Source organism: Ketogulonicigenium vulgare WSH-001, from assembly GCF_000223375.1.
Lineage (GTDB): Bacteria > Pseudomonadota > Alphaproteobacteria > Rhodobacterales > Rhodobacteraceae > Ketogulonicigenium > Ketogulonicigenium vulgare.
Window position 1 is genome coordinate 907,636 of sequence record NC_017384.1, and the last position, 19,783, is coordinate 927,418.

Genomic DNA, 19,783 nt, shown 5'->3' on the forward strand with positions numbered 1-19,783 from the left:
GCAATATGCGTGTAATCCCCGCAGTCTGACCAAAGGAAGCGGCCATGAGTTTCACCCTAGCGATCGTCGGGCGTCCCAATGTGGGGAAATCGACACTATTCAACCGCCTTGTCGGCAAAAAGCTGGCATTGGTTGATGACCAGCCCGGCGTCACCCGCGATTTGCGCGAGGGGCAGGCGCGCCTTGGCGATCTGCGTTTTACGGTGATCGACTCGGCCGGTCTCGAGGAGGCGACCGACGACAGTCTGCAGGGCCGGATGCGCCGCCTGACCGAACGCGCGGTCGAGATGGCCGATGTCTGCCTGTTCATGATCGATGCGCGCGTGGGCATCACGCCGACCGATCAGGTCTTTGCCGATATCCTGCGCCGCAAAAACGCCAATGTCATTCTGGCCGCCAATAAATCCGAAGGCCGCGCGGGCGAGGGTGGTTATCTTGAGGCCTATTCGCTGGGCCTTGGCGAGCCGATCCGCCTTTCCGCCGAGCATGGCGAGGGCATGAACGAGCTGCTTTACGCCCTCTATCCGATTGTCTCGGAGATCGAGGATCTGCGCGAAGAGGCCTCGGTGCCCGAAACCGACGTTGACGTCTCGGATGAGGATGCCGAGGAAGGCGCCTTCCGGATGCCGACCACTGCGCGCCCGCTGCAAATCGCCGTGATCGGTCGCCCGAATGCCGGAAAATCGACGCTGATCAACCAGATCATCGGCGAAGAGCGTCTGCTGACCGGCCCCGAGGCTGGTATCACGCGCGACGCAATCTCGCTGCCGTTCGAATGGGACGGCGTCCCGATGCGGATTTTCGACACTGCCGGGATGCGTAAACGCGCCAAGATTCAGGATAAGCTGGAAAAGCTGTCGGTGTCCGACGGTCTGCGCGCCGTGCGCTTTGCTGAGGTTGTCGTGCTGCTGCTGGATGCTTCGATCCCCTTCGAACAACAGGATCTGCGCATCGCCGATCTGGCCGAACGCGAGGGCCGCGCCGTGGTCGTTGCCGTGAACAAATGGGACCTCGAGGAAGACAAACAGGCGAAACTCGCCGGTTTGATCGAGGCGTTTGAGCGTCTGCTGCCGCAGCTGCGCGGCGCGCCGTTGGTCACCGTTTCGGCCCGCACCGGGCGCGGTCTTGACCGTCTGCATGGCGCGATCATGAAGGCCTATGAGATGTGGAACCGCCGCGTCACCACCGGCCAGCTGAACCGCTGGCTGCTGGGCATGACTGAGGCGCACCCGCCGCCCGCACCGGGTGGTCGCCGGATCAAAATGCGCTATGCGACGCAGGTGAAAACCCGCCCGCCGGCCTTTGTCGTGATGACCAGCCACCCCGAACATGTGCCCGAAAGCTACAAGCGTTACCTGACCAATGGTCTGCGCGAGGCGTTCAACATGCCCGGCACGCCGATCCGTCTGACGCTGCGCGACCAATCGGACAAGAACCCGTTTAAAGACAAGAAAAAGCCAGGCCCCTCGGCGCTGCGCAAACATATGGATGGCCCCCGAAAAGAAGGCCGCTGATCATAAAAAAGGCCCGGGAATTCCCGGGCCTTTTGCTTATGCCAGTTTGCCGCAGGCTTTAGGCCAGCTTGCCTTCGGCCGTGATGCGGGTCTTGCCGCCCAGGTAATGCGACAAAACGGCGGGCAGGGTCACCGACCCATCGGCCTGCTGGCCGTTTTCCAGCACCGCGATCAGCGTGCGACCAACCGCAAGACCCGATCCGTTCAGCGTATGCAGGAATTCGGGCTTGCCGCCGCCTGCAGGGCGGAAACGCGCGTTCATGCGGCGCGCCTGATAATCGCCACAGGTCGAGACCGAGGAGATCTCGCGATAGCGCGTCTGACCGGGCAGCCAGACCTCTAGGTCATGCGTGCGGCGCGCGCCTGCACCCATGTCACCGGCGCAGAGTTTCATCGTGCGATAGGGCAGACCCAGCTTTTCCAGAATATTCTGCGCGCAGGTGGTCATGCGGTCATGTTCCGCCTCGGATTGATCCGGGGCGACGACCGAGACCATCTCGACCTTTTCGAACTGGTGCTGGCGCAGCATCCCGGCGGTATCACGACCGGCGCTGCCGGCCTCGGATCGGAAGCACTGCGTATCGGCGGTCATGCGGATCGGCAGGGCGGTCTCGTCCAGCAGATCGCCGTTGACGGTATTGGTCAGCGTCACCTCGGCGGTCGGGATCAGCCACCAGCCATTGGTGGTTTCATAGCTGTCCTCGCCGAATTTCGGCAATTGGCCGGTGCCATACATCATTTCAGGGCGCACCAGCACGGGGGTTTGCACCTCGAGCAAGCCATGTTCATCGACATGGGTGTCGATCATGAACTGTGCCAGCGCCCGATGCAGCCGTGCCGCCGCGCCCTTTAGAACAACAAATCGTGCGCCAGACAGCTTGCCGCCGGTGTCAAAGTCCAAATCGGCCGCAACGGCGGGGATCTGGTAATGTTCAACGGGCGCGAAATCAAACACGCGCGGCGTGCCCCAGCGACGGATTTCGACGTTGTCATTCTCGTCAACGCCATCGGGCACATCGTCATAGGGCAGGTTCGGGATCGCCGCCAAAAATTCATTCAGACGCAGATCTTCGGCCTTTGCCTCGTCGGTCAGGCGGGCCACTTCGGCCTTTTTCTCGGCGACCAGCGCGCGCAGGCGTTCAAATTCCGCTTCATTTCCAGCGGCTTTTGCGGCGCCAACCTCTTTGCTGGCCCGGTTTTGCTCGGCCGTGGCGGTCTCGGCGGCCAGAATGCGGGCGCGGCGGCCCTCATCAAGGGCCAGGATCTGCGATGAAACAGGCGAGATCCCACGGCGCCCAAGGGCCGCGTCAAAAGCGGTCGGGTTTTCGCGGATAGCGCGGATATCGTGCATGTCACACCTGTCTGTAGTAATTCATTTCAGTGCCTCTCCTATGCCGCAAGGTTTCGCCAAGGGGAACTGGAAAGATCACATCGCGATACCCAAATCCGCTTGGTTGCCAATTACAGCGACCGGCAATAAGGTGCCGCCACTTTTACCGGCCACATTTTGCGGCCCAACCATCTGAAAGGACCGCCATGCAGGGTTTAGAAGCCTTTATTCCGATGATCCTGATCTTTGTGATCATGTATCTTCTGCTGATCCGTCCGCAGCAAAAGAAACTGAAGCAGCATCAGGAAATGCTGAAGGCTCTGCGCCGTGGTGATCAGATCGTGACCCAGGGTGGCGTGATCGGCAAGGTCGCTAAGGTCAAAGAAGAGACCAATGAGGTCGAAGTCGAAATCGCCGAGGGTGTCACCGTCCGCGTCATGCGCTCGACCATCTCGCAAGTGCTGAACAAGACCGAGCCGGCGGCGAAATAAGCCGGTTCAACCAACGACTTACCGCAGGCGGAGACCCGCAACATGCATATCCCTTTATGGCGCCGCATCCTGACTTGGGTGGTGGTGGCCGCAGGCGTCTTGGCTGCTGTGCCCAACGCGTTCTACGCAACGGTCGAGCAGTCGAATGACGCCAAAAGCCAAATAGAATCAGGCGTATCAGATGATGCGCTGCGCGCGCAGGCCGCAGGATGGCCGGCATGGCTGCCCAGCAGCATTGTCAGCCTTGGGCTGGACCTGCGCGGCGGGGCCCATTTGTTGGCCGAGGTTCAACTGTCACAGGTTTATGCTGAGCGGGTCGACGCGATGTGGCCGCAGGTCCGCGACCTGCTGGCCGCACAGCGCGACACGTTGGGCTTTGTGCAGCGGATCGAAGGGGGTGACCCTTCGGCGCTGCGCGTGCGCATCTCGAACGCCGATCAGGCGGGGCGCGCGGTTGATCTGATCCGCACCTTGGCGCAGCCCGTGCAGACATTGACCGGCATTGGCGCGACCGATCTGGATGTACGCGCCGATAACGGCGTCATCAGCATCACCCTGTCCGAGGCCGAGCGCGCCGCCACCGACGAGCGCGCCATGCGCCAGTCGCTGGAAATCATCCGTCGCCGCATCGACGAGGTCGGCACGCGTGAGCCGACCATCATCCGTCAGGGCGAGGACCGTATTCTGGTGCAGGTGCCGGGCGTGGGTTCGGCGCAAGAGGTCAAGGATCTGATCGGTGCCACCGCGCGCCTGACGTTCCAACATGTCGTCAGCTCGACCAATGACCCAAATGCGCAAGTAACCCCCGATCAAGAGGTTCTGCCCGCGCTCGATCAGCCGGGCGTCTATTACATTCTGGATCGCCAAGAGATCGTCTCGGGCGAGCAACTGGTTGATTCGCAGCCGTCTTTTGACCAGACCGGTCGTCCGGTTGTGACATTCCGCTTTAACCCCACCGGCGCGCGCGCCTTTGGCGAGCATACGGCGCAATATACCGGATCTTTGTTTGCCATCGTGCTGGACGGCGAGGTGATTTCCGCGCCGCAAATCCGCGAGCCGATCCTTGGCGGCTCGGGCAGCATTTCGGGCACGTTCAATATCGAACAGACGACCAACCTTGCGGTGCTGCTGCGCGCAGGTGCGCTGCCCGCCGATCTCGTCTTCCTCGAGGAACGCACCATCGGGCCAGAGCTCGGCCAAGACAGTATCGACGCAGGCGTGCGCGCCTCGATCATCGCGGGCCTGCTGGTCATGGGCTATATGGTCCTGTCCTATGGCCTGTTCTTTGGTATGATCGCGAATATCGCGCTGATCCTGAACGTGACGATGATGCTGGGGCTGCTGTCGATCATCGGGGCGACGCTGACATTGCCCGGCATTGCGGGTATCGTGCTGACAATGGGCGTGGCGGTCGATGCGAACGTGCTGATCTTCGAGCGGATGCGCGAGGAAATCAGGCGTGGCAAAGCGCCGTGGCGGTGTTTCGAGCTGGGCTATGACAAGGCGATGTCGGCGATTATCGACTCGAACATCACCTCGATCATGATCGCGATCATTTTGTACGTCATCGGCTCGGGCGCGGTGCGCGGCTTTGCGGTGACGCTGGGCCTTGGGGTTGCGACCTCGATGTTTACGGCCGTGTTCGTCACCCGTCTGATCCTGCTGCATTGGTTCGAGATGCGCAAACCGAAGAAGTTGGAGCTGTAAGATGGCCTTTCGTCTGAAACTTGTGCCGGATAAAACATCCGTCAACTTCTTTAAATGGGGCGGTATCCCGACCCATGCGACCTTTGCGCTGGCGCTGGCCTCGCTGATTGCGGTGATGACCATCGGTCTGAACTATGGCATCGACTTTCTGGGCGGCACGACCATCCGCGCGGAATCGAGCGAGAATGTCGCCGTGTCGGAGTATCGCAGCGCGCTTGATCAGATCGAGCTGGGCGATGTCACGATTACCGAGGTTTTTGACCCGGGTTTTCGTGCCGACCAATTCGTCAAGCAAGTCCGCATTCAGGCCGCCAACGAGACCGAAGTCTCGAACGCGCTGATCGGTCAGGTCGAGGCCGCTTTGCAGGTCGTTGACCCGCAGGTCGTCTTTACCGCGGTTGAAACCGTTGGTCCCAAAGTCTCGGGCGAGCTGATCCAGACCGCCGTTCTGGCGGTTGCGGCCTCGCTTTTGGGGATCATGGCCTATGTCTGGCTGCGCTTTGAATGGCAGTTCGGCTTTGGCGCTGTGGTGGGTCTGTTCACCGATGCAATGATCACGGTGGGGTTGTTCTCGGTGTTTCAGGTGCGGTTCGATCTGACCATCGTGGCGGCAGTTCTGACCATTGTCGGCTTTTCGATCAACGATAAGGTTGTGGTGTTCGACCGTGTGCGGGAAATCCTGCGCCGCGATAGCACCACTCCCTTGCCCGAGCTGATGGTCGTCGCGCTGAACGAAACCCTCAGCCGCACCGTCATGACAACGGTCACGACGATCCTTGCGCTGGTGGCCCTTTATATCTGGGGCGGCGATGTGATCCGCGGTTTTGCTTTTGCCATGCTGTTCGGATCGGTGATCGCGGTGTATTCGACCATCTTTGTCAGCGCGCAGGTCGTGCTGTGGCTGGGCGTCAAGCGCGATTGGGAGAAAAAGACCGATACCGGCCCCTCGGGCACGCAGTTCACGACCTCGGCTGAGTAATGCTGAAGGTCACAAACCTTGCGTGCAGCCGGGGCGGTGTTCCGGTGCTAACGGGGGTCAGCTTCACGCTGGCCCCTGGCGAGGCTCTGGTCTTGCGCGGGCCCAACGGCGCGGGCAAGACCACACTTTTACGCGTTCTGGCCGGGTTACAGCCGGCAGATGCGGGCGAGATGACAATGCAGGCCGGCGATAGCGCCTATGCCAGCCACGCCGATGGCGTGAAATCCGCACTGACGGTGCGTGAAAATCTGCAATTCTGGGCCAGTCTTTACGGCCTCCCGCTGCCTGATGCGGTGCTGGTCGATTTCGACATTGCCCATCTGGAACACCGTTTGGCCGGGAACCTCTCGGCGGGCCAAAAGCGCCGCCTTGGCCTTGCGCGTCTCGGTGTCATTGGGCGCAAGATCCTGTTTCTCGACGAGCCGACCGTCTCGCTTGACCGCCAATCGGTCGCGCGGTTTGGCGCTTGGGTCCGCGATCGTCATCTGGCGGCGGGCGGCATTGCTGTCATTGCGACCCATATCGACCTTGGCCTTGAGGCGCGCGAGATGGATATCACGGCCTTTCGCGCCGACCCGTCCCGCCCCGAGGGGCGCGCCGCCCAAAGTGACGAGGCCTTCCTATGATCGCGCTGCTGCTGCGGGATTTGCGTCTGGCGGTGCGGGCAGGCGGCGGCTTTGGCCTGGCGCTTGCGTTTTTCCTGATCGTGATCGTCATGGTGCCCTTTGGCATCGGCCCTCAGATCGAGCTGCACGCCCGCGTCGCCCCCGGTATTTTGTGGGTTGGCGCGCTGCTGGCGGCGCTGTTGTCGCTGGACCGGATTTTCGCGCTGGATCACGAGGATGGCGCGCTGCCGCTGATCGCGACCGCGCCGATCCCGCTGGAAGGCGTCACGCTGGTAAAGGCGCTGGCGCATTGGCTGACCACCAGCCTGCCGCTGGTGATCATCGCACCGTTCTTGGGTGTGCTAATGAACCTGCCGGTTGCGGGCTTTGGCTGGCTTAGCCTGTCGCTGCTGCTGGGCACGCCCGCTTTGTCGATGATCGGCACATTTGGCGCGGCTTTGGTCGTGGGCATCCGCAGGGGCGGCCTTTTGATGTCGCTGCTGGTGCTGCCCTTGTATGTGCCGACTTTGATCTACGGGGCCGAAGTCGCCCGTCGCGGGGCCGAGGGTTTTCCCCTTGTGACCCCTTTACTTATGTTGGTGGCGATCAGCCTGGGCAGTGTTGCACTGCTGCCATTCGCCGCCGCCGCCGTGCTGCGGGTCAATCTGCGGTGAACAACGCGCGGCCGCGATTGAGCGGCCCGAAACCATGGGGTATGAACAGGCATGTCGATCTGGGAATATGCAAATCCAACCAAGTTCCTGAAAACCACGCAGCCGATCATGCCGTGGCTGGTCGGGGCTGGCATTGCGCTGCTGGTGGTGGCGCTGACGTGGGGGTTCTTCTTCACGCCTGATGACTTCCGTCAGGGCTCGACCGTCAAGATCATCTATGTCCATGTGCCCGCCGCGATGCTGGCGATCAATGCCTGGGTGATGATGCTGGTCGCCTCGCTGATCTGGCTGATCCGCCGTCACCATGTCAGCGCGCTGGCCGCAAAGGCGATGGCGCCGATTGGTATCGTGCTGACCGTCATGGGGCTGGTCACCGGCGCGGTCTGGGGCCAGCCGATGTGGGGCACATGGTGGGCCTGGGACCCGCGTCTGACCTCGTTCCTGATCCTGTTCCTGTTCTATCTGGGCTATGTTGCCCTCTGGGCCGCGATTGAAGATCCCGATACCGCCGCCGATCTGACCTCGATCCTGTGTATCGTGGGTTCGGTCTTTGCCGTGCTGTCGCGCTATGCCGCAAGTTTCTGGAACCAAGGCCTGCACCAGGGCGCCTCGGTCATCACGATGGATCAGAATACCGAAGTCTCGAACGTCTTTTATCAGCCGCTGTTGCTGTCGATTGCCGGTTTCTTCCTGCTTGTGCTGGGCCTTTTGCTGATGCGCACCGGCACTGAAATCCGCAAACGCCGCGCCCGTGCGCTGCTGAACCGTCAAACCCGCGAAGGAGCATGATCATGCCGGATCTGGGTCGTTATGCCGTTGCCGTTCTGTCTGCCTATGGCGTCTCGCTGGCGCTGCTGATCGGCATCACTTGGCTGAGCATCGCGCAGCATATCAAGGCGCGCCGCACCCTGCGCGATATCGAGGGTAAGGATGAAAATTAACCCGCTGGTTCTGATCCCGCCTGCCGTTTTCGTGGCGATTGCGGGGTTCTTTGCGATTGGCATGATGCGCGGCGATGATGCGGGTCTGCCCTCGACCTTGGTCGGGCAGGAACTGCCGCCGACGAATATCACTGCGTTGGCGGATCTGCCGCCACTGACCGATGCGGCTTTGCGCGATGGTCAGGTGAAGGTGGTGAATTTCTGGGCCAGCTGGTGCGCGCCCTGCCGCCTCGAGCATCCGAACCTGATGGAACTCTCCGAGACCGGCCTGCCGGTTTATGGCGTGAACTACCGCGACAATCCTGATGATGCGGTGAAATTTCTGGCCGAGCTTGGCAATCCGTTCACCGCCATCGGCACCGATCCGCAAGCGCGGTTGGGGCTGGAATGGGGGGTCTACGGCGTCCCGGAAACCTTCCTTGTGGGTGCGGATGGCAAGATCATCCAGCGTATCGCGGGGCCTCTGGTGGGCGGGTTATATGACAACCGGTTCCGCCCCGCGCTAGACGCAGCGCTAAACAACTGAATGAATAAGGCCCCGCAAGTGATTGCGGGGCCTTATTTTTATTGCTTGGCGAGGTTGCGCAGCACGTAATGCAGCACGCCGCCATTTTCCAGATATTCAATCTCGACCGCTGTATCGATGCGGCTTTTGATCTGGATCGTGCGGCTTGTGCCATCGGCATAGGTGATGTGGCACGGCACGGTTGAACGCGGCTCGATCTTGCCTTCCAGACCTTCGATCGCGATCACTTCGTCGCCCTTCAGGCCCAGCGTCTTGCGGTTCTCGCCTGCCAAGAACTCGAACGGCACCACGCCCATCCCGATCAGGTTCGAGCGGTGGATACGTTCGAAACTTTCCGCAATCACGGCTTTGACGCCCAAAAGGTTTGTGCCCTTGGCCGCCCAGTCACGGCTAGAGCCCGCGCCATATTCGATGCCGCCAAAGATCACCAGCGGCACGCCCGCCTCTTGATAGGCCATCGACGCGTCGAAAATGCTGGTCTGCTGACCGTCCGGCCCCAATGTATAGCCACCCTCGACGCCGTCCAGCATCTCGTTCTTGATGCGGATATTGGCGAATGTGCCGCGCATCATGACCTCGTGGTTGCCACGACGCGAGCCGTAGGAGTTGAAATCCTTGGGCGCGACTTGGCGTTCCTCCAGATATTTACCGGCAGGCGTGGTCGGTTTGAACGAGCCTGCCGGGCTGATATGGTCGGTGGTGATCATATCGCCAAGGATCGCCAGAATACGCGCGCCGCGAATGTTCTGGATGCTGCCTTTTTCGGGCGACATGCCGCGGAAATAGGGCGGGTTCTGGATATAGGTCGAGGTGGGCGGCCAGTTATAGGTCTCGGTATCGGTGGTCTCGACCTTTTGCCAATTCTCGTCGCCTTTGAAGACATCGGCGTATTTCGTCAGGAAAGCCTGACGGGTCACGGTCGCCTCGACCAGTTCGGCGATCTCTTGTTGGGTCGGCCAGATGTCTTTCAGATAGACATCCTCGCCCGCCGGCGTCTGGCCCAAAGGCTCGCGCGAGAGGTCGATATTCAGATCGCCCGCGATGGCATAGGCCACAACCAAGGGCGGCGAGGCAAGGAAGTTCGCGCGCACATCGGGGCTGATGCGGCCTTCAAAGTTGCGGTTACCCGACAGAACAGCCGTCGCGACCAGATCGTTTTCGTTGATCGCCTTGGAAATCGCGGGATCGCCCAAGGGGCCGGTGTTCCCAATACAGGTCGTGCAGCCGTAACCCACAAGGTTAAACCCGATGGCGTCCAAATCCTCTTGCAGACCCGCGGCTTGCAGATATTCGCCCACGACTTGGCTACCCGGTGCCAGCGAGGTTTTCACCCAAGGCTTGCGGTTCAGACCCAGTGCGCGTGCCTTGCGCGCCACCAGACCCGCACCGATCATCACATAGGGGTTCGACGTATTGGTGCAGCTTGTGATCGCCGCGATCACCACCGAGCCGTCGCGGATGGTGTAATCCTTGCCCTCGACCGCGACGGTTTTACGCGCATCCACGGGCGCGGCGACAATGCCGCCACCCTCGGATGTCATATCCTTGGCGTCATCGGTGATGTCGATGCCGCGATAATCCGCGACGACCTTGTAAAAGGCCGAGGCGCTATCGGTCAGCGGCAGGTAATCTTGCGGGCGTTTCGGGCCCGAGATGGCGGGAACAATCTCGCCCATGTCGAGATGCAGGGTCGAGGTATAGATCGGGTCATAACCCGCGTCGCGCCACATGCCGTTCGCCTTGGCATAGGCCTCGACCAGCGCAATGCGATCCTCGTCGCGGCCGGTATTGCGCAGATAGCGCAGGGTCTCGCCGTCAATGGGGAAGAAACCGCAGGTCGCGCCATATTCGGGCGCCATATTCGCGATGGTCGCGCGATCGGCCAAGGGCAGGTGATCCAGACCCTCGCCGTAGAATTCGACGAATTTGCCGACCACGCCGTGTTTGCGCAGCATCTGCACAACCTTCAGCACAAGGTCGGTCGCCGTGGTGCCTTCCAGCATTCTGCCGGTCAGCTTAAAGCCCACAACTTCGGGGATCAGCATGGACACGGGCTGGCCCAGCATCGCGGCCTCGGCCTCGATCCCGCCCACGCCCCAGCCCAGAACGGCAAGGCCGTTCACCATGGTGGTGTGCGAATCGGTGCCGACCAGCGTATCGGGATAGGCGACCAGCTCGCCATTTTGGTCGGTATCGATCCAAACGGTCTGCGCCAGATATTCCAGGTTCACCTGATGGCAAATGCCGGTGCCGGGCGGCACGACGCGGAAATTGCGGAAGGCGTTCTGGCCCCATTTCAGGAACTGATACCGCTCCATATTGCGTTCATATTCCAGGTCCACGTTGCGCTGGAAGGCGCGCGGATTGCCGAAATCGTCGATCATGACCGAGTGGTCGATGACCAGATCCACCGGGTTCAGCGGGTTGATCTTTTGCGCATCGCCGCCAAGGCCTAAGATACCGTCGCGCATCGCAGCGAGGTCAACCACGGCGGGCACGCCGGTGAAATCCTGCATCAGCACGCGGGCAGGGCGATAGTTGATCTCGCGCGGGTTCTGGCCGCCGTTCTTGGCCCATTCGGCAAAGGCCGCGATCTCGTCCACAGCCACGGAAAAACCATTGTCTTCAAAGCGCAGCAGGTTTTCCAGCACCACTTTCAGCGCGGCGGGCAGGCGCGAGAAATCGCCAAGGCCGGCGTCTTGCGCGGCGGCGATCGAATAATAGGAAAGGCTCTGCGCCCCAACAGTCAGCTTGCGCCGACTTTTGGCGGTATCGAGGCCAACGGTAATGGGCATAGCAGTCCCTTTCTGGCTATCTAGCTAGGTCTATGATGGTGTGCCAAAGCCGGGCCCGGTAATCAACAAAGACCTGCACTGTGGCGATATTTCCTTCGTATACATTTGTATGCAGAGCGAGGGAAGAGCCCTTAGATGAAATATTTACGCCACAGGTGATCAAGTTTTGCGCGCGAAAGGGTGATCCCTTGCGTCACTTCGGTCGCGCGGGGTTGATTGGAAAAGCGCGCTCGGATGATCTAGCACAGCATAAGGGCAACAAAGGGTGAGCCGGTAATGAAATTCGCGCTGGGATGGGTCGCTGCAATCGCCGTAACGGCAGGTGCAGCCGCAGCTGAGGAACGCTCGCCCGTCGTGGTCGAACTTTACACCGCCCAAGGCTGCGCCGCCTGTCCGCCCGCCGATGTGGTGCTGTCCAAGCTGCGCGATATTCCGGGGGTGATCCCGCTGGCGCTGCATGTGGATTATTGGGATTATATCGGCTGGATCGACGCTTTTGGCCAGGCCGCCTTTACCCAGCGCCAAAATGCCTATGCCGATATCCGCAACGAGCGTTACATCTATACGCCGCAAATGGTGATCGATGGCACACGTTCGGTGCTGGGCGGCGATGGTATGGCGGTGATGGATGCGATTTCGGCCGCCAAGGACGCACCGCGCCCCGTCGCTCTGCGGGTCGAGCGTGACGGCAATGCGCTGCATATCATTGCCGAGACAGCGATCGCTCGCCCGATGATCGTGCAGCTTGTGCGTTATATGCCCGAGGAAGAGGTGCAGATCGAAGGCGGCGAGAATGCCGGCCAGACCCTGACCTATGTGAATATCGTCACCCAGCTCGAGCAGATCGGCGCATGGGACGGCAGCGCCGCCCTCGATCTGTCGCAAAATATCGAGGGCGATCAGCCAGCGGTGATTCTGGTGCAAGAAGCAGGGCCGGGCCGTATTTTGGCCGCCGCTACAGCCCCTTAAAGTCGCGCGCCTTAACGAAAATGCTTAGATAGCTTCAGCCCTTGGCCTTGGTAGTTCGAGGCAATCCCCGCGCCGTATAGCTGCTGCGGGGCGGCGTCCATGCGCTCGTACACCAGCCGCCCGACGATCTGGCCATGTTCCAGCACGAAGGGCGATTCGTGGCAGCGCACCTCGAGGACGCCGCGCGATCCTGCGCCGCCCGCTGCGGCATAGCCAAAGCCGGGATCGAAAAAGCCCGCGTAATGCACGCGGAACTCGCCCACCATCGCCAGATAGGGCGACATTTCGGCGGCGTAATCGGGCGGGATGCAGACAGATTCGCGGCTGACCAGAATATAAAAGGCGCCGGGGTCGAGGATGATCTGCCCCTGCTTGCTGTGGATTTCTTCCCAGTAATCAGCGGGGTCGTAATGGCCGATCAGATCAAGGTCGATGACGCCGGTATGGGGTTTCGCGCGATAGCCGACCAATGTGCCGCGGGCAGGCGACAGATCGACCGAAAACGCCAGCCCGTCCGAGATCACCGGCGTGCCATCGACCAGCGGGATGCGCCTGTGCAGCGCGCGCAGCGCATCATCATCCAGCGCCGCACCACCCCGGCGAAACCGGATCTGATTAAGCCGCATCCCCGCGCGCACCAGCACGGAAAAAGAGCGCGGGCAAATCTCGGCATAGAGAGGCCCGCTATAGCCCGCAGGCACGCGATCGAATTCCGCGCCGCCGTCCGTAATCGTGCGCGTCAGCAAATCCAGCCGCCCGGTCGAGCTTTTCGCATTCGCCACCGCCGAGACATCGGCGGGCAGGGCCAGCTCTTCCATCAGCGGCACGACATAGACGCAGCCCTTTTCCAGCACGGCGCCCTCGGTCAGGTCGACACGGTGCATCTCGAACGCCGCCAGCCGATCCGCAACAGAGCGGCCCGTGCCCGCAAGGAACGAGGCCCGCACCCGATAGGCCACTGTGCCAAGGCGCAGATCAAGGCTGGCGGGCTGCAATTGTCCCGGTGCCAGCGGACGTTCGGGGCGAATATGCGCCGCATCGATCATGGCCTGAATTTGGGTGTGAGGCAGAACGCCGGTCATGATCCCTCGCGTATTGATCTGTGGTCAGCGGATATGAAAAAGCCTGCCAAGGCAATGACCTTAGCAGGCTTTTTGATGGTCGGGCTAGCAGGACTTGAACCTGCGACCTTCCGCCCCCCAGACGGACGCGCTACCAGGCTGCGCTATAGCCCGACTGAGGGCCTTATCAGTGGTTTTGCGCGTAAGTTCAAGGGGGTTTTTACCTTACCTTGCGGCGGCTTGGCTTGACGCAGCGCAAAGACCGCGCGGCAAGGATCGCGGCGTATCAGGCGGCGCGCAACATCCGCGCGCGCAGCTCCTCAAGACGCGAGAGCGCCTTGCGCAGCGCGCCCAGCGTCTCGGGCGTGGCTGTAACGTGATTTGCAACCCATAGCAGGCTGGGGCGCGCCTCTGGCGTGGGGGCGGCGGCGATGGCGGTGACGACGGGGCTGGGCTTGCGCGGGGCGGGCACAGCGCGCGGCGCGAAGCTGGGCGGTTGCGGCCCCAAGGACGCAACATAGCGCACACCCTGTTCGCGAATCAATTTCTGCGCGCCCTTGATCGTCAGACCTTGGTCGCGCAGCAGAACCTTGATGCCGCCGATCAGCGCCATATCCTCGGGGCGGTAATAGCGGCGGCTGCCAGCCCCTTTAACGGGGTGGATCTGGGGGAACTTCGTCTCCCAAAAGCGCAGCACATGGGTTGGCAGCTCTAGCCAGTCCGCAACCTCTGAAATGGTGCGAAAGGCGCTGTCTGCCTTGGTACTGGCCATCAGCTATCGCCGTGGGCGACGCGTTCCTTCATCAGATGCGACGAACGGAACGTCAGCACGCGGCGCGGATTAATCGGCACTTCGATCCCGGTTTTGGGATTGCGGCCGACACGGGCCGATTTCTCGCGCACCGAAAACGTCCCGAACGAGGAAATCTTCACGCTTTCGCCCGCCACCAGCGCATCCGAGATATGCTGCAAAACGGTTTCGACCAGCGTGGCACTATCATTGCGCGACAGGCCCACTTTGTTGTGGACGGCTTCGGCAAGATCCATTCGCGTCAGAGTTTTTTCAGACATGGTCATCTCCTGCTGTCAGGTTGAGACTAGGACAGATGTATTTTTCAAGTCAATAAGGGGTTTGCGGGAAATCCGCTCTACCAGCGGATCGCCGCGGCCCCCCAGGCCAAACCGCCGCCGATTGCCTCGACAACAATCAGATTGCCCGGCTGCAGGCGACCATCGGCGGCGCCCACCGACAAGGCCAGCGGGATCGAGGCGGCCGAGGTGTTGCCGTGGTCTTGTACGGTGACGATCACCTTCTCCATCGGCACATCCAGCTTTTTGGCGGTGGCCTGAATGATGCGGATATTGGCCTGATGCGGTACAACCCAGTCGATATCGGCTTCCTCGAGGCCCGCCTTTTCAACGGCGGTGCGCGCCGTCTGCGCCAGTTTCTCGACAGCGTGGCGGAACACCTCGCGGCCCTCCATCTTCAGATGGCCGGTCACACCCGTTGCGGTGCCGCCGTCGACATACAGCAGGTCGCGATAGCTGCCATCCGAATGCAGGTCGGTCGCCAGAATGCCGCGATCGCGGCTGTCGCCGGTGCCGTCCGCACCCTCTAGCACCAGCGCGCCTGCGCCATCGCCAAACAGGACGCAGGTGGCGCGGTCGCTCCAATCCAAGAGGCGGGTAAAGGTCTCGGCGCCGATGACCAGCACGCGATTGGCCTGACCCGAGATGATCAGCGCATTCGCGTTCGCCAGCGCATAGACAAAGCCCGCGCAAACCGCCTGCACGTCAAAGGCAAAGCCCGTGGTCATGCCAAGGCGCTGCTGCACCATCGTCGCACTCGAGGGGAAGGTCAGATCGGGCGTGGCGGTCGCGACGATAATCGCGTCGATATCACCAGCTTCCAGCCCGGCATTTGCCAGCGCGGCGCGGGCGGCATGGGCGGCCATATCGGCGGTGCCTTCGCCCTCTGCCGCGAAATGGCGGCGCTCGATCCCTGAACGGGTGCGGATCCATTCATCCGTCGTGTCGACAAGTGTCTCGAGTTCGACATTGGGCACGACACGTGCGGGCAGATAGTGACCCACACCTTTGACAACAGCGCGTCGCGTCATTGCAATGGCTCCGTTCTTGTAACGTGCCGCGGGCTGCGCGCCTGCGGCGATATGCGATTAATCCGTCGCAGTTGCGGGTTCGGCGCTGTCCAGACCTGCCGTAAAGCTGGCGCTGGTTGCCAAACGTGCCGCAACGCGATCCGTAAAGTTCATCTTGGCCAGATCATAGGCCTGCGAGATCGCGGCTGCAAAGCTGGTCGCATCGGACGAGCCGTGGCTTTTCACCACAGTGCCATTCAGACCCAGAAACACGCCGCCATTCACGCGGCGGGGGTCCATCTGATGGCGGAATTTCTTCAGCGCGCCGTAAGCCAGAATCGCTGCGAGTTTCGACAAGATATTGGTGCCAAACATATCGCGCAGCATCTTTGCTACAAGGCGTGCGGTGCCTTCGCCGGTTTTCAGCGCGACATTGCCGGTAAAGCCATCGGTGACGATCACATCGACGGTGCTCATCGGAATATCGCCGCCTTCGACAAAGCCGACATAATCAAAGCCGCCAGCCTCTTGGGCGGCGGTCAGCAGATCATGCGCCTCGCGCAGCTCGGCGCGGCCCTTGTGTTCTTCGGTGCCGACATTCAGCAGGCCGACACGGGGCATGGTCAGGCCCAGCCCGTTGCGCGCATAGGAGGCGCCCATGAACGCGTAATTCAGCAAATCGGGCGCATCGGCCTTTAGATCAGCCCCGGCATCCAGCAGGATATTGAACCCCGACGGGTTCAGCGAGGGCCACATACAGGCGATGGCGGGGCGCTTGACGCCCTCGATCCGGCGCAGGCGCATGGTCGACAGCGCCATCAGTGCGCCGGTATTGCCGCAAGAAATGCAGGCTGCCGCAGCGCCCTCACGCACCGAATCCAGCGCCGACCACATCGAGGTGTTTTTCCCCGTGCGGATCACTTGCGCCGGCTTATCCGTCATCTGCACGACATCTTGGGCATGGATGATGGTGATACGGTCTTTTGCCGCAAGTCCCGCAACCAGCCCGTTCAGCACATCTTGATTGCCATGCAGCAAAATCTGCGCATCGGGTCGGCTGGCCAGAAACAGATCGAGGCCCGCGACAACAGCCGCAGGCCCCTTGTCGCCGCCCATAGCGTCGACAGAAATCACAATCTGGCTGACCTGCGCAGAAATGCTGCCCTGAGGTTCAATATTCATGGCAGGTCAGTCAGTCACGCAGGCTTATGCTGCGTCTTCGTCGATGTCGACGCCGGTCGAAACCGCAACGACTTCGCGCTGGTCATAGTGACCGCACGACGGGCAAACGTGGTGCGGGCGCTTCAGCTCGCCGCAGTTGCCGCACTCGTTCGGGTTCGCCGCAACGAGGGCATCATGTGCGCGGCGCATGTTGCGGCGCGACTTGGAAATTTTATTCTGTGGGACAGCCATGTCACAAACCCCGGGTTATATCGGGCGTTCAAGGCCCAGTTTCGAAAGGTCGCTTTTGCGATATGGCGCGGTCACTATACCTTTTGACCAGCGCTGTCGAGAAGCGACGTTAATGAAGCCCGCTACATAACCTTCGCGGCGCATTTGGCAAGGGCGAAGTTGCGCCTTTGCCGAATTCTAATGCGAGCCTTCGTCTTTTTTCGTCAGTTTATCACGCAGATCAGCCAAGCCAGCAAAGGGCCGACGCTGCTCGGCGGCCTCTGGCGCGTCATCTGTATCAATATCAACTGGCGCAACGTCAGGCGCGCGGGGATAGGCGGGCAGGGCCAGCGACAGCGCCTCGGCCATCACTTCGGCAAGGTCGAGGGACTTGGGCAATGGCTCGGCCGTATCGTCTTCGGGCATCTCGACTTCGCCGCTCAGATCCTCGGTGAAATCGGCCAGATAGTTGCGGATCACATCTTCGTCGATCCGCGCTGGCACCGGGGCAAAGGTCACAACGCATTCTTGCACGACGCTGGCGCCCAGCTTTGCCTCTAGCCGCCAGTCGTGGCGACCAATGGGCGTCAGCGTACCGGTAAAGCGCAGCTTTTTAAGGGCGATGATGCCCAACGCGCTGCCCAATGCGGTGCGTCCCGCAAGATCGGGTTGCAGATCAAAGTGATGCGCCTTGCGGCCTGACACATCATTCAGCCGCAGAATATGGCGGGGAATTGCCGGTTGGTCGTTCATCTAGCGCTCCGTCAAGGTGTAAGCTACAGAGTTCCTTGAAAACCCCGTCCGCTGTCATGTAATGCCTTTGGTGACATGCGGGAATACGGGGCATGCAAGTTTGCGACAAGGGGCCTTTGACATCATGAAACATGAAATCTCGCAGGCAGGCGTCAAGCGGGCCGTTGGATTGCAGCGCGGCTTGCGCCTGGTGCTGGCCTCGTCGGTGATCGCGCTGGTGGTGGCCTGCACACCGGTCCAGCGCAACCATGGCTATATCCCGACCGAAGATATGATCGCGGGCCTGAACGTCGGCGACAGCCGCGCCAGCGTCATCAGCGCGATTGGCGAGCCCGCGGCCCAAAGCGTGCAGGGCCAAGGCGCGTTCTATTACGTTCAAAGCCGGTTCGAGACCTTTGGTGCCTTTGCCCCGCGCGAAATTGATCGCCAGGTGCTGGCCGTCACCTTTACCCCCGCAGGCACGCTGCAAAACATCGCGCGCTATGGGCTGCAGGACGGCAATGTCGTGATCCTGTCCCGCCGCGTGACGGATGAACAGGTCGGCGATATGACCTTTATCCGCCAATTGCTGGGCAACTTTGGTCGCGTTGATGCGGCCTCGATGCTGGGCACGAGTGAATAAGGGGAGGGCGTTAAGCCCTCCGCCTTTTCAGTCGGCTTCCTCGAACCGCAGGGCCACGCCGTTAATACAATAGCGCAGACCGGTGGGCGGCGGCCCATCGGGGAAGACATGGCCCAAATGCGCATCGCATTGGTCGCAATGCACTTCGGTGCGCACCATGAAATGGCTGCGGTCGACTGATTCGCCGACACCCGCGCCGTCCAGCGGTTGAGTGAAGGATGGCCAGCCGCAACCGGCGTTAAACTTGTCATCCGCCTTGAATAAAGCCGCGCCGCAGCACACACAGTAATAGGTTCCGGCCACCTCGGGGAAGTCATCGTGGGTGAAAGGACGCTCGGTTGCGTGGTTACGGGTTACTTCATAGGCAAGCTGTGACAGTTGTTCGCGCCATTCGGCCTCAGATTTTACAATTTTATTCAATATCGTTTCCCCTTCTGTCATAGTGTTAACATATAGGTGTTGCCAGTTTTGATGCCAAGCGGTGCAGGATGCCACCGCGGCCTTGGGAGGCGCCCATGCAGGTGGTTTTTAACCCGATCGTTAGCGAGCCTTATTGGGCGGGATTATCAAATGATCCCGCAATGATTGATGCCGCGCAAGCCTTGCGCTGGCGCAGCTTTCACCCTGGCATGGGTGAGGGGCGCGATTATGACGACACCGATCACTATTGCGCGCATCTGATGATCATCGATCAGCGCACGCAAACCTTGGTCGGCTATACACGCGTGATGGTGCTGCGCAGCGATGACAGCCTTGCTCATAGCTATAGCGCGCAATTCTATGATCTGGCGCCGGTCATGGCGCAGCCGGGGGCCGCGCTGGAACTGGGGCGGTTCTGTCTGGACGCCAATTGCCACGATCCCAAAGTGGTCAAGCTGATCTGGGCCGCGCTGCTGGCAATCTCGGACGCCAATGGCGTGGCGCGGATGATCGGCTGCTCGTCGTTCAAAGGGTCTGACCCCTTACTGCATACCGCCGCGCTGACGCTGCTGGCGAACGGCAATGTCGGAACCGAGGGGCATCGCCCGAACCCCCGCGCGCCCGAGATTTACACTTTTGCCGAGGAATTGATCGGTCGCCCGGTGGACGAGCTGCAAGCGCGTCGTCAGATCCCGCCGCTGCTGCGCTCTTATTTGCAGATGAATGGTTGGGTCAGTGATCACGCCGTGGTCGATCATGCGCTGGATACGATCCATGTCTTTACCAATGTCGAACTGGCCGGCGTGCAGCCCGCCCGTTTGCACGGCCTGCGCCAGCTTGCCGCGCGCGGTCAGGGGGCCGCGCCTGCAGGGGTTGCGCTGGAAGGGGCTTGAAAGCCGCGCGCA

22 protein-coding genes and 1 tRNA gene are annotated in these 19,783 nt (G+C 61.2%); 12 read left to right on the plus strand and 11 right to left on the minus strand.

Going from position 1 to position 19,783, the window contains the following annotated elements:
* The first annotated feature begins 44 nt into the window (after positions 1–44).
* The gene (der, locus tag KVU_RS04520) at positions 45–1,514 is read left to right on the plus strand and encodes a ribosome biogenesis GTPase Der (RefSeq protein ID WP_014537689.1); all 1,470 of its coding nucleotides are present in this window, start codon (positions 45–47) and stop codon (positions 1,512–1,514) included.
* 58 nt (positions 1,515–1,572) lie between these two features.
* Here the strand turns inward: der and serS are convergent, their stop codons facing one another.
* Positions 1,573–2,865, minus strand: a complete 1,293-nt coding sequence (gene serS, locus KVU_RS04525; RefSeq protein ID WP_014537690.1) for a serine--tRNA ligase — start codon at positions 2,863–2,865, stop codon at positions 1,573–1,575.
* A 185-nt stretch (positions 2,866–3,050) separates the two neighbouring features.
* Between serS and yajC the strand changes: the two genes are divergently transcribed.
* The 8 genes from yajC to KVU_RS04565 are packed head-to-tail and all read left to right on the plus strand — an operon-like array spanning position 3,051 to position 8,767.
* Positions 3,051–3,335, plus strand: coding sequence for a preprotein translocase subunit YajC (yajC, locus tag KVU_RS04530; RefSeq protein ID WP_013384153.1), 285 nt, complete (start codon positions 3,051–3,053; stop codon positions 3,333–3,335).
* A gap of 42 nt (positions 3,336–3,377) precedes the next feature.
* Positions 3,378–5,042, plus strand: a complete 1,665-nt coding sequence (gene secD / locus KVU_RS04535; RefSeq protein WP_013384154.1) for a protein translocase subunit SecD — start codon at positions 3,378–3,380, stop codon at positions 5,040–5,042.
* Position 5,043: 1 nt separating this feature from the next.
* The gene (secF, locus tag KVU_RS04540; protein ID WP_060486254.1) at positions 5,044–6,021 is read left to right on the plus strand and encodes a protein translocase subunit SecF; all 978 of its coding nucleotides are present in this window, start codon (positions 5,044–5,046) and stop codon (positions 6,019–6,021) included.
* Positions 6,021–6,647, plus strand: a complete 627-nt coding sequence (gene ccmA, locus KVU_RS04545; RefSeq protein ID WP_013384157.1) for a heme ABC exporter ATP-binding protein CcmA — start codon at positions 6,021–6,023, stop codon at positions 6,645–6,647. The genes secF and ccmA overlap by 1 nt, the downstream gene beginning before the upstream one ends.
* Complete coding sequence (gene ccmB / locus KVU_RS04550) at positions 6,644–7,300, plus strand: heme exporter protein CcmB (RefSeq protein ID WP_013384158.1); 657 nt, start codon at positions 6,644–6,646, stop codon at positions 7,298–7,300. Before ccmA ends, ccmB begins: the two co-directional genes overlap by 4 nt.
* A 51-nt stretch (positions 7,301–7,351) precedes the next feature.
* Positions 7,352–8,089 carry a heme ABC transporter permease gene (locus KVU_RS04555; protein ID WP_013384159.1) on the plus strand — a complete coding sequence of 246 codons (738 nt, stop codon included), beginning with the start codon at positions 7,352–7,354 and terminating at the stop codon, positions 8,087–8,089.
* 2 nt (positions 8,090–8,091) lie between these two features.
* Complete coding sequence (ccmD, locus tag KVU_RS04560) at positions 8,092–8,241, plus strand: heme exporter protein CcmD (protein ID WP_013384160.1); 150 nt, start codon at positions 8,092–8,094, stop codon at positions 8,239–8,241.
* Positions 8,231–8,767: a DsbE family thiol:disulfide interchange protein gene (locus KVU_RS04565; protein ID WP_013384161.1), complete on the plus strand. Its 537-nt coding sequence runs from the start codon at positions 8,231–8,233 to the stop codon at positions 8,765–8,767. Before ccmD ends, KVU_RS04565 begins: the two co-directional genes overlap by 11 nt.
* A gap of 38 nt (positions 8,768–8,805) precedes the next feature.
* On the opposite strand, the gene acnA is transcribed toward KVU_RS04565, so the two are convergent.
* The gene (gene acnA, locus KVU_RS04570; protein WP_013384162.1) at positions 8,806–11,562 is read right to left on the minus strand and encodes an aconitate hydratase AcnA; all 2,757 of its coding nucleotides are present in this window, start codon (positions 11,560–11,562) and stop codon (positions 8,806–8,808) included.
* 276 nt (positions 11,563–11,838) lie between these two features.
* Between acnA and KVU_RS04575 the strand changes: the two genes are divergently transcribed.
* Positions 11,839–12,531 (plus strand): DUF1223 domain-containing protein, encoded by a 693-nt coding sequence (locus tag KVU_RS04575; RefSeq protein ID WP_014537692.1) that lies wholly within the window; start codon positions 11,839–11,841, stop codon positions 12,529–12,531.
* An 11-nt stretch (positions 12,532–12,542) separates the two neighbouring features.
* Here the strand turns inward: KVU_RS04575 and KVU_RS04580 are convergent, their stop codons facing one another.
* From KVU_RS04580 to KVU_RS04615, 8 genes are all read right to left on the minus strand, one after another.
* Positions 12,543–13,613: a 2'-deoxycytidine 5'-triphosphate deaminase gene (locus KVU_RS04580; protein WP_013384164.1), complete on the minus strand. Its 1,071-nt coding sequence runs from the start codon at positions 13,611–13,613 to the stop codon at positions 12,543–12,545.
* 76 nt (positions 13,614–13,689) lie between these two features.
* Positions 13,690–13,766: transfer RNA gene (locus tag KVU_RS04585), tRNA-Pro, on the minus strand.
* 112 nt (positions 13,767–13,878) lie between these two features.
* A complete protein-coding gene (locus KVU_RS04590) occupies positions 13,879–14,364 on the minus strand; it encodes a MerR family transcriptional regulator (RefSeq protein WP_013384165.1) in 486 nt (161 codons plus the stop codon).
* Positions 14,364–14,663, minus strand: coding sequence for an integration host factor subunit alpha (gene ihfA / locus KVU_RS04595; protein WP_013384166.1), 300 nt, complete (start codon positions 14,661–14,663; stop codon positions 14,364–14,366). Before ihfA ends, KVU_RS04590 begins: the two co-directional genes overlap by 1 nt.
* Positions 14,664–14,740: 77 nt before the next feature.
* A complete protein-coding gene (locus KVU_RS04600; RefSeq protein ID WP_014537693.1) occupies positions 14,741–15,712 on the minus strand; it encodes a beta-ketoacyl-ACP synthase III in 972 nt (323 codons plus the stop codon).
* Between the two features lie 57 nt (positions 15,713–15,769).
* A complete protein-coding gene (plsX, locus tag KVU_RS04605) occupies positions 15,770–16,873 on the minus strand; it encodes a phosphate acyltransferase PlsX (protein ID WP_013384168.1) in 1,104 nt (367 codons plus the stop codon).
* Between the two features lie 24 nt (positions 16,874–16,897).
* On the minus strand, positions 16,898–17,104 hold the full coding sequence (rpmF, locus tag KVU_RS04610) for a 50S ribosomal protein L32 (protein WP_014537694.1): 207 nt from the start codon (positions 17,102–17,104) through the stop codon (positions 16,898–16,900).
* 177 nt (positions 17,105–17,281) lie between these two features.
* Positions 17,282–17,836: a YceD family protein gene (locus KVU_RS04615; protein ID WP_013384171.1), complete on the minus strand. Its 555-nt coding sequence runs from the start codon at positions 17,834–17,836 to the stop codon at positions 17,282–17,284.
* A gap of 124 nt (positions 17,837–17,960) precedes the next feature.
* Between KVU_RS04615 and KVU_RS04620 the strand changes: the two genes are divergently transcribed.
* The gene (locus tag KVU_RS04620) at positions 17,961–18,458 is read left to right on the plus strand and encodes an outer membrane protein assembly factor BamE (protein WP_013384172.1); all 498 of its coding nucleotides are present in this window, start codon (positions 17,961–17,963) and stop codon (positions 18,456–18,458) included.
* 27 nt (positions 18,459–18,485) lie between these two features.
* On the opposite strand, the gene msrB is transcribed toward KVU_RS04620, so the two are convergent.
* Entirely contained in the window at positions 18,486–18,899 is a 414-nt protein-coding gene (gene msrB / locus KVU_RS04625) for a peptide-methionine (R)-S-oxide reductase MsrB (protein WP_014537695.1), read from the minus strand.
* Positions 18,900–19,039: 140 nt separating this feature from the next.
* Between msrB and KVU_RS04630 the strand changes: the two genes are divergently transcribed.
* The gene (locus tag KVU_RS04630; RefSeq protein ID WP_236953152.1) at positions 19,040–19,771 is read left to right on the plus strand and encodes a GNAT family N-acetyltransferase; all 732 of its coding nucleotides are present in this window, start codon (positions 19,040–19,042) and stop codon (positions 19,769–19,771) included.
* The last annotated feature ends 12 nt before the right edge of the window (positions 19,772–19,783 follow it).

Bases quoted from the DNA above. Each gene is read 5' to 3' on its own strand.
- ccmD (WP_013384160.1), top strand. From the start codon at position 8,092: ATGCCGGATCTGGGTCGTTATGCCGTTGCCGTTCTGTCTGCCTATGGC.
- secF (WP_060486254.1), top strand. From the start codon at position 5,044: ATGGCCTTTCGTCTGAAACTTGTGCCGGATAAAACATCCGTCAACTTC.
- plsX (WP_013384168.1), bottom strand. From the start codon at position 16,873: ATGAATATTGAACCTCAGGGCAGCATTTCTGCGCAGGTCAGCCAGATT.
- KVU_RS04590 (WP_013384165.1), bottom strand. From the start codon at position 14,364: ATGGCCAGTACCAAGGCAGACAGCGCCTTTCGCACCATTTCAGAGGTT.
- KVU_RS04580 (WP_013384164.1), bottom strand. From the start codon at position 13,613: ATGACCGGCGTTCTGCCTCACACCCAAATTCAGGCCATGATCGATGCG.
- acnA (WP_013384162.1), bottom strand. From the start codon at position 11,562: ATGCCCATTACCGTTGGCCTCGATACCGCCAAAAGTCGGCGCAAGCTG.
- KVU_RS04575 (WP_014537692.1), top strand. From the start codon at position 11,839: ATGAAATTCGCGCTGGGATGGGTCGCTGCAATCGCCGTAACGGCAGGT.
- secD (WP_013384154.1), top strand. From the start codon at position 3,378: ATGCATATCCCTTTATGGCGCCGCATCCTGACTTGGGTGGTGGTGGCC.
- der (WP_014537689.1), top strand. From the start codon at position 45: ATGAGTTTCACCCTAGCGATCGTCGGGCGTCCCAATGTGGGGAAATCG.
- KVU_RS04620 (WP_013384172.1), top strand. From the start codon at position 17,961: ATGAAACATGAAATCTCGCAGGCAGGCGTCAAGCGGGCCGTTGGATTG.
- serS (WP_014537690.1), bottom strand. From the start codon at position 2,865: ATGCACGATATCCGCGCTATCCGCGAAAACCCGACCGCTTTTGACGCG.
- KVU_RS04615 (WP_013384171.1), bottom strand. From the start codon at position 17,836: ATGAACGACCAACCGGCAATTCCCCGCCATATTCTGCGGCTGAATGAT.
- rpmF (WP_014537694.1), bottom strand. From the start codon at position 17,104: ATGGCTGTCCCACAGAATAAAATTTCCAAGTCGCGCCGCAACATGCGC.
- KVU_RS04600 (WP_014537693.1), bottom strand. From the start codon at position 15,712: ATGACGCGACGCGCTGTTGTCAAAGGTGTGGGTCACTATCTGCCCGCA.
- KVU_RS04630 (WP_236953152.1), top strand. From the start codon at position 19,040: ATGATTGATGCCGCGCAAGCCTTGCGCTGGCGCAGCTTTCACCCTGGC.
- yajC (WP_013384153.1), top strand. From the start codon at position 3,051: ATGCAGGGTTTAGAAGCCTTTATTCCGATGATCCTGATCTTTGTGATC.
- KVU_RS04565 (WP_013384161.1), top strand. From the start codon at position 8,231: ATGAAAATTAACCCGCTGGTTCTGATCCCGCCTGCCGTTTTCGTGGCG.
- KVU_RS04555 (WP_013384159.1), top strand. From the start codon at position 7,352: ATGTCGATCTGGGAATATGCAAATCCAACCAAGTTCCTGAAAACCACG.
- ccmA (WP_013384157.1), top strand. From the start codon at position 6,021: ATGCTGAAGGTCACAAACCTTGCGTGCAGCCGGGGCGGTGTTCCGGTG.
- msrB (WP_014537695.1), bottom strand. From the start codon at position 18,899: ATGACAGAAGGGGAAACGATATTGAATAAAATTGTAAAATCTGAGGCC.
- ccmB (WP_013384158.1), top strand. From the start codon at position 6,644: ATGATCGCGCTGCTGCTGCGGGATTTGCGTCTGGCGGTGCGGGCAGGC.
- ihfA (WP_013384166.1), bottom strand. From the start codon at position 14,663: ATGTCTGAAAAAACTCTGACGCGAATGGATCTTGCCGAAGCCGTCCAC.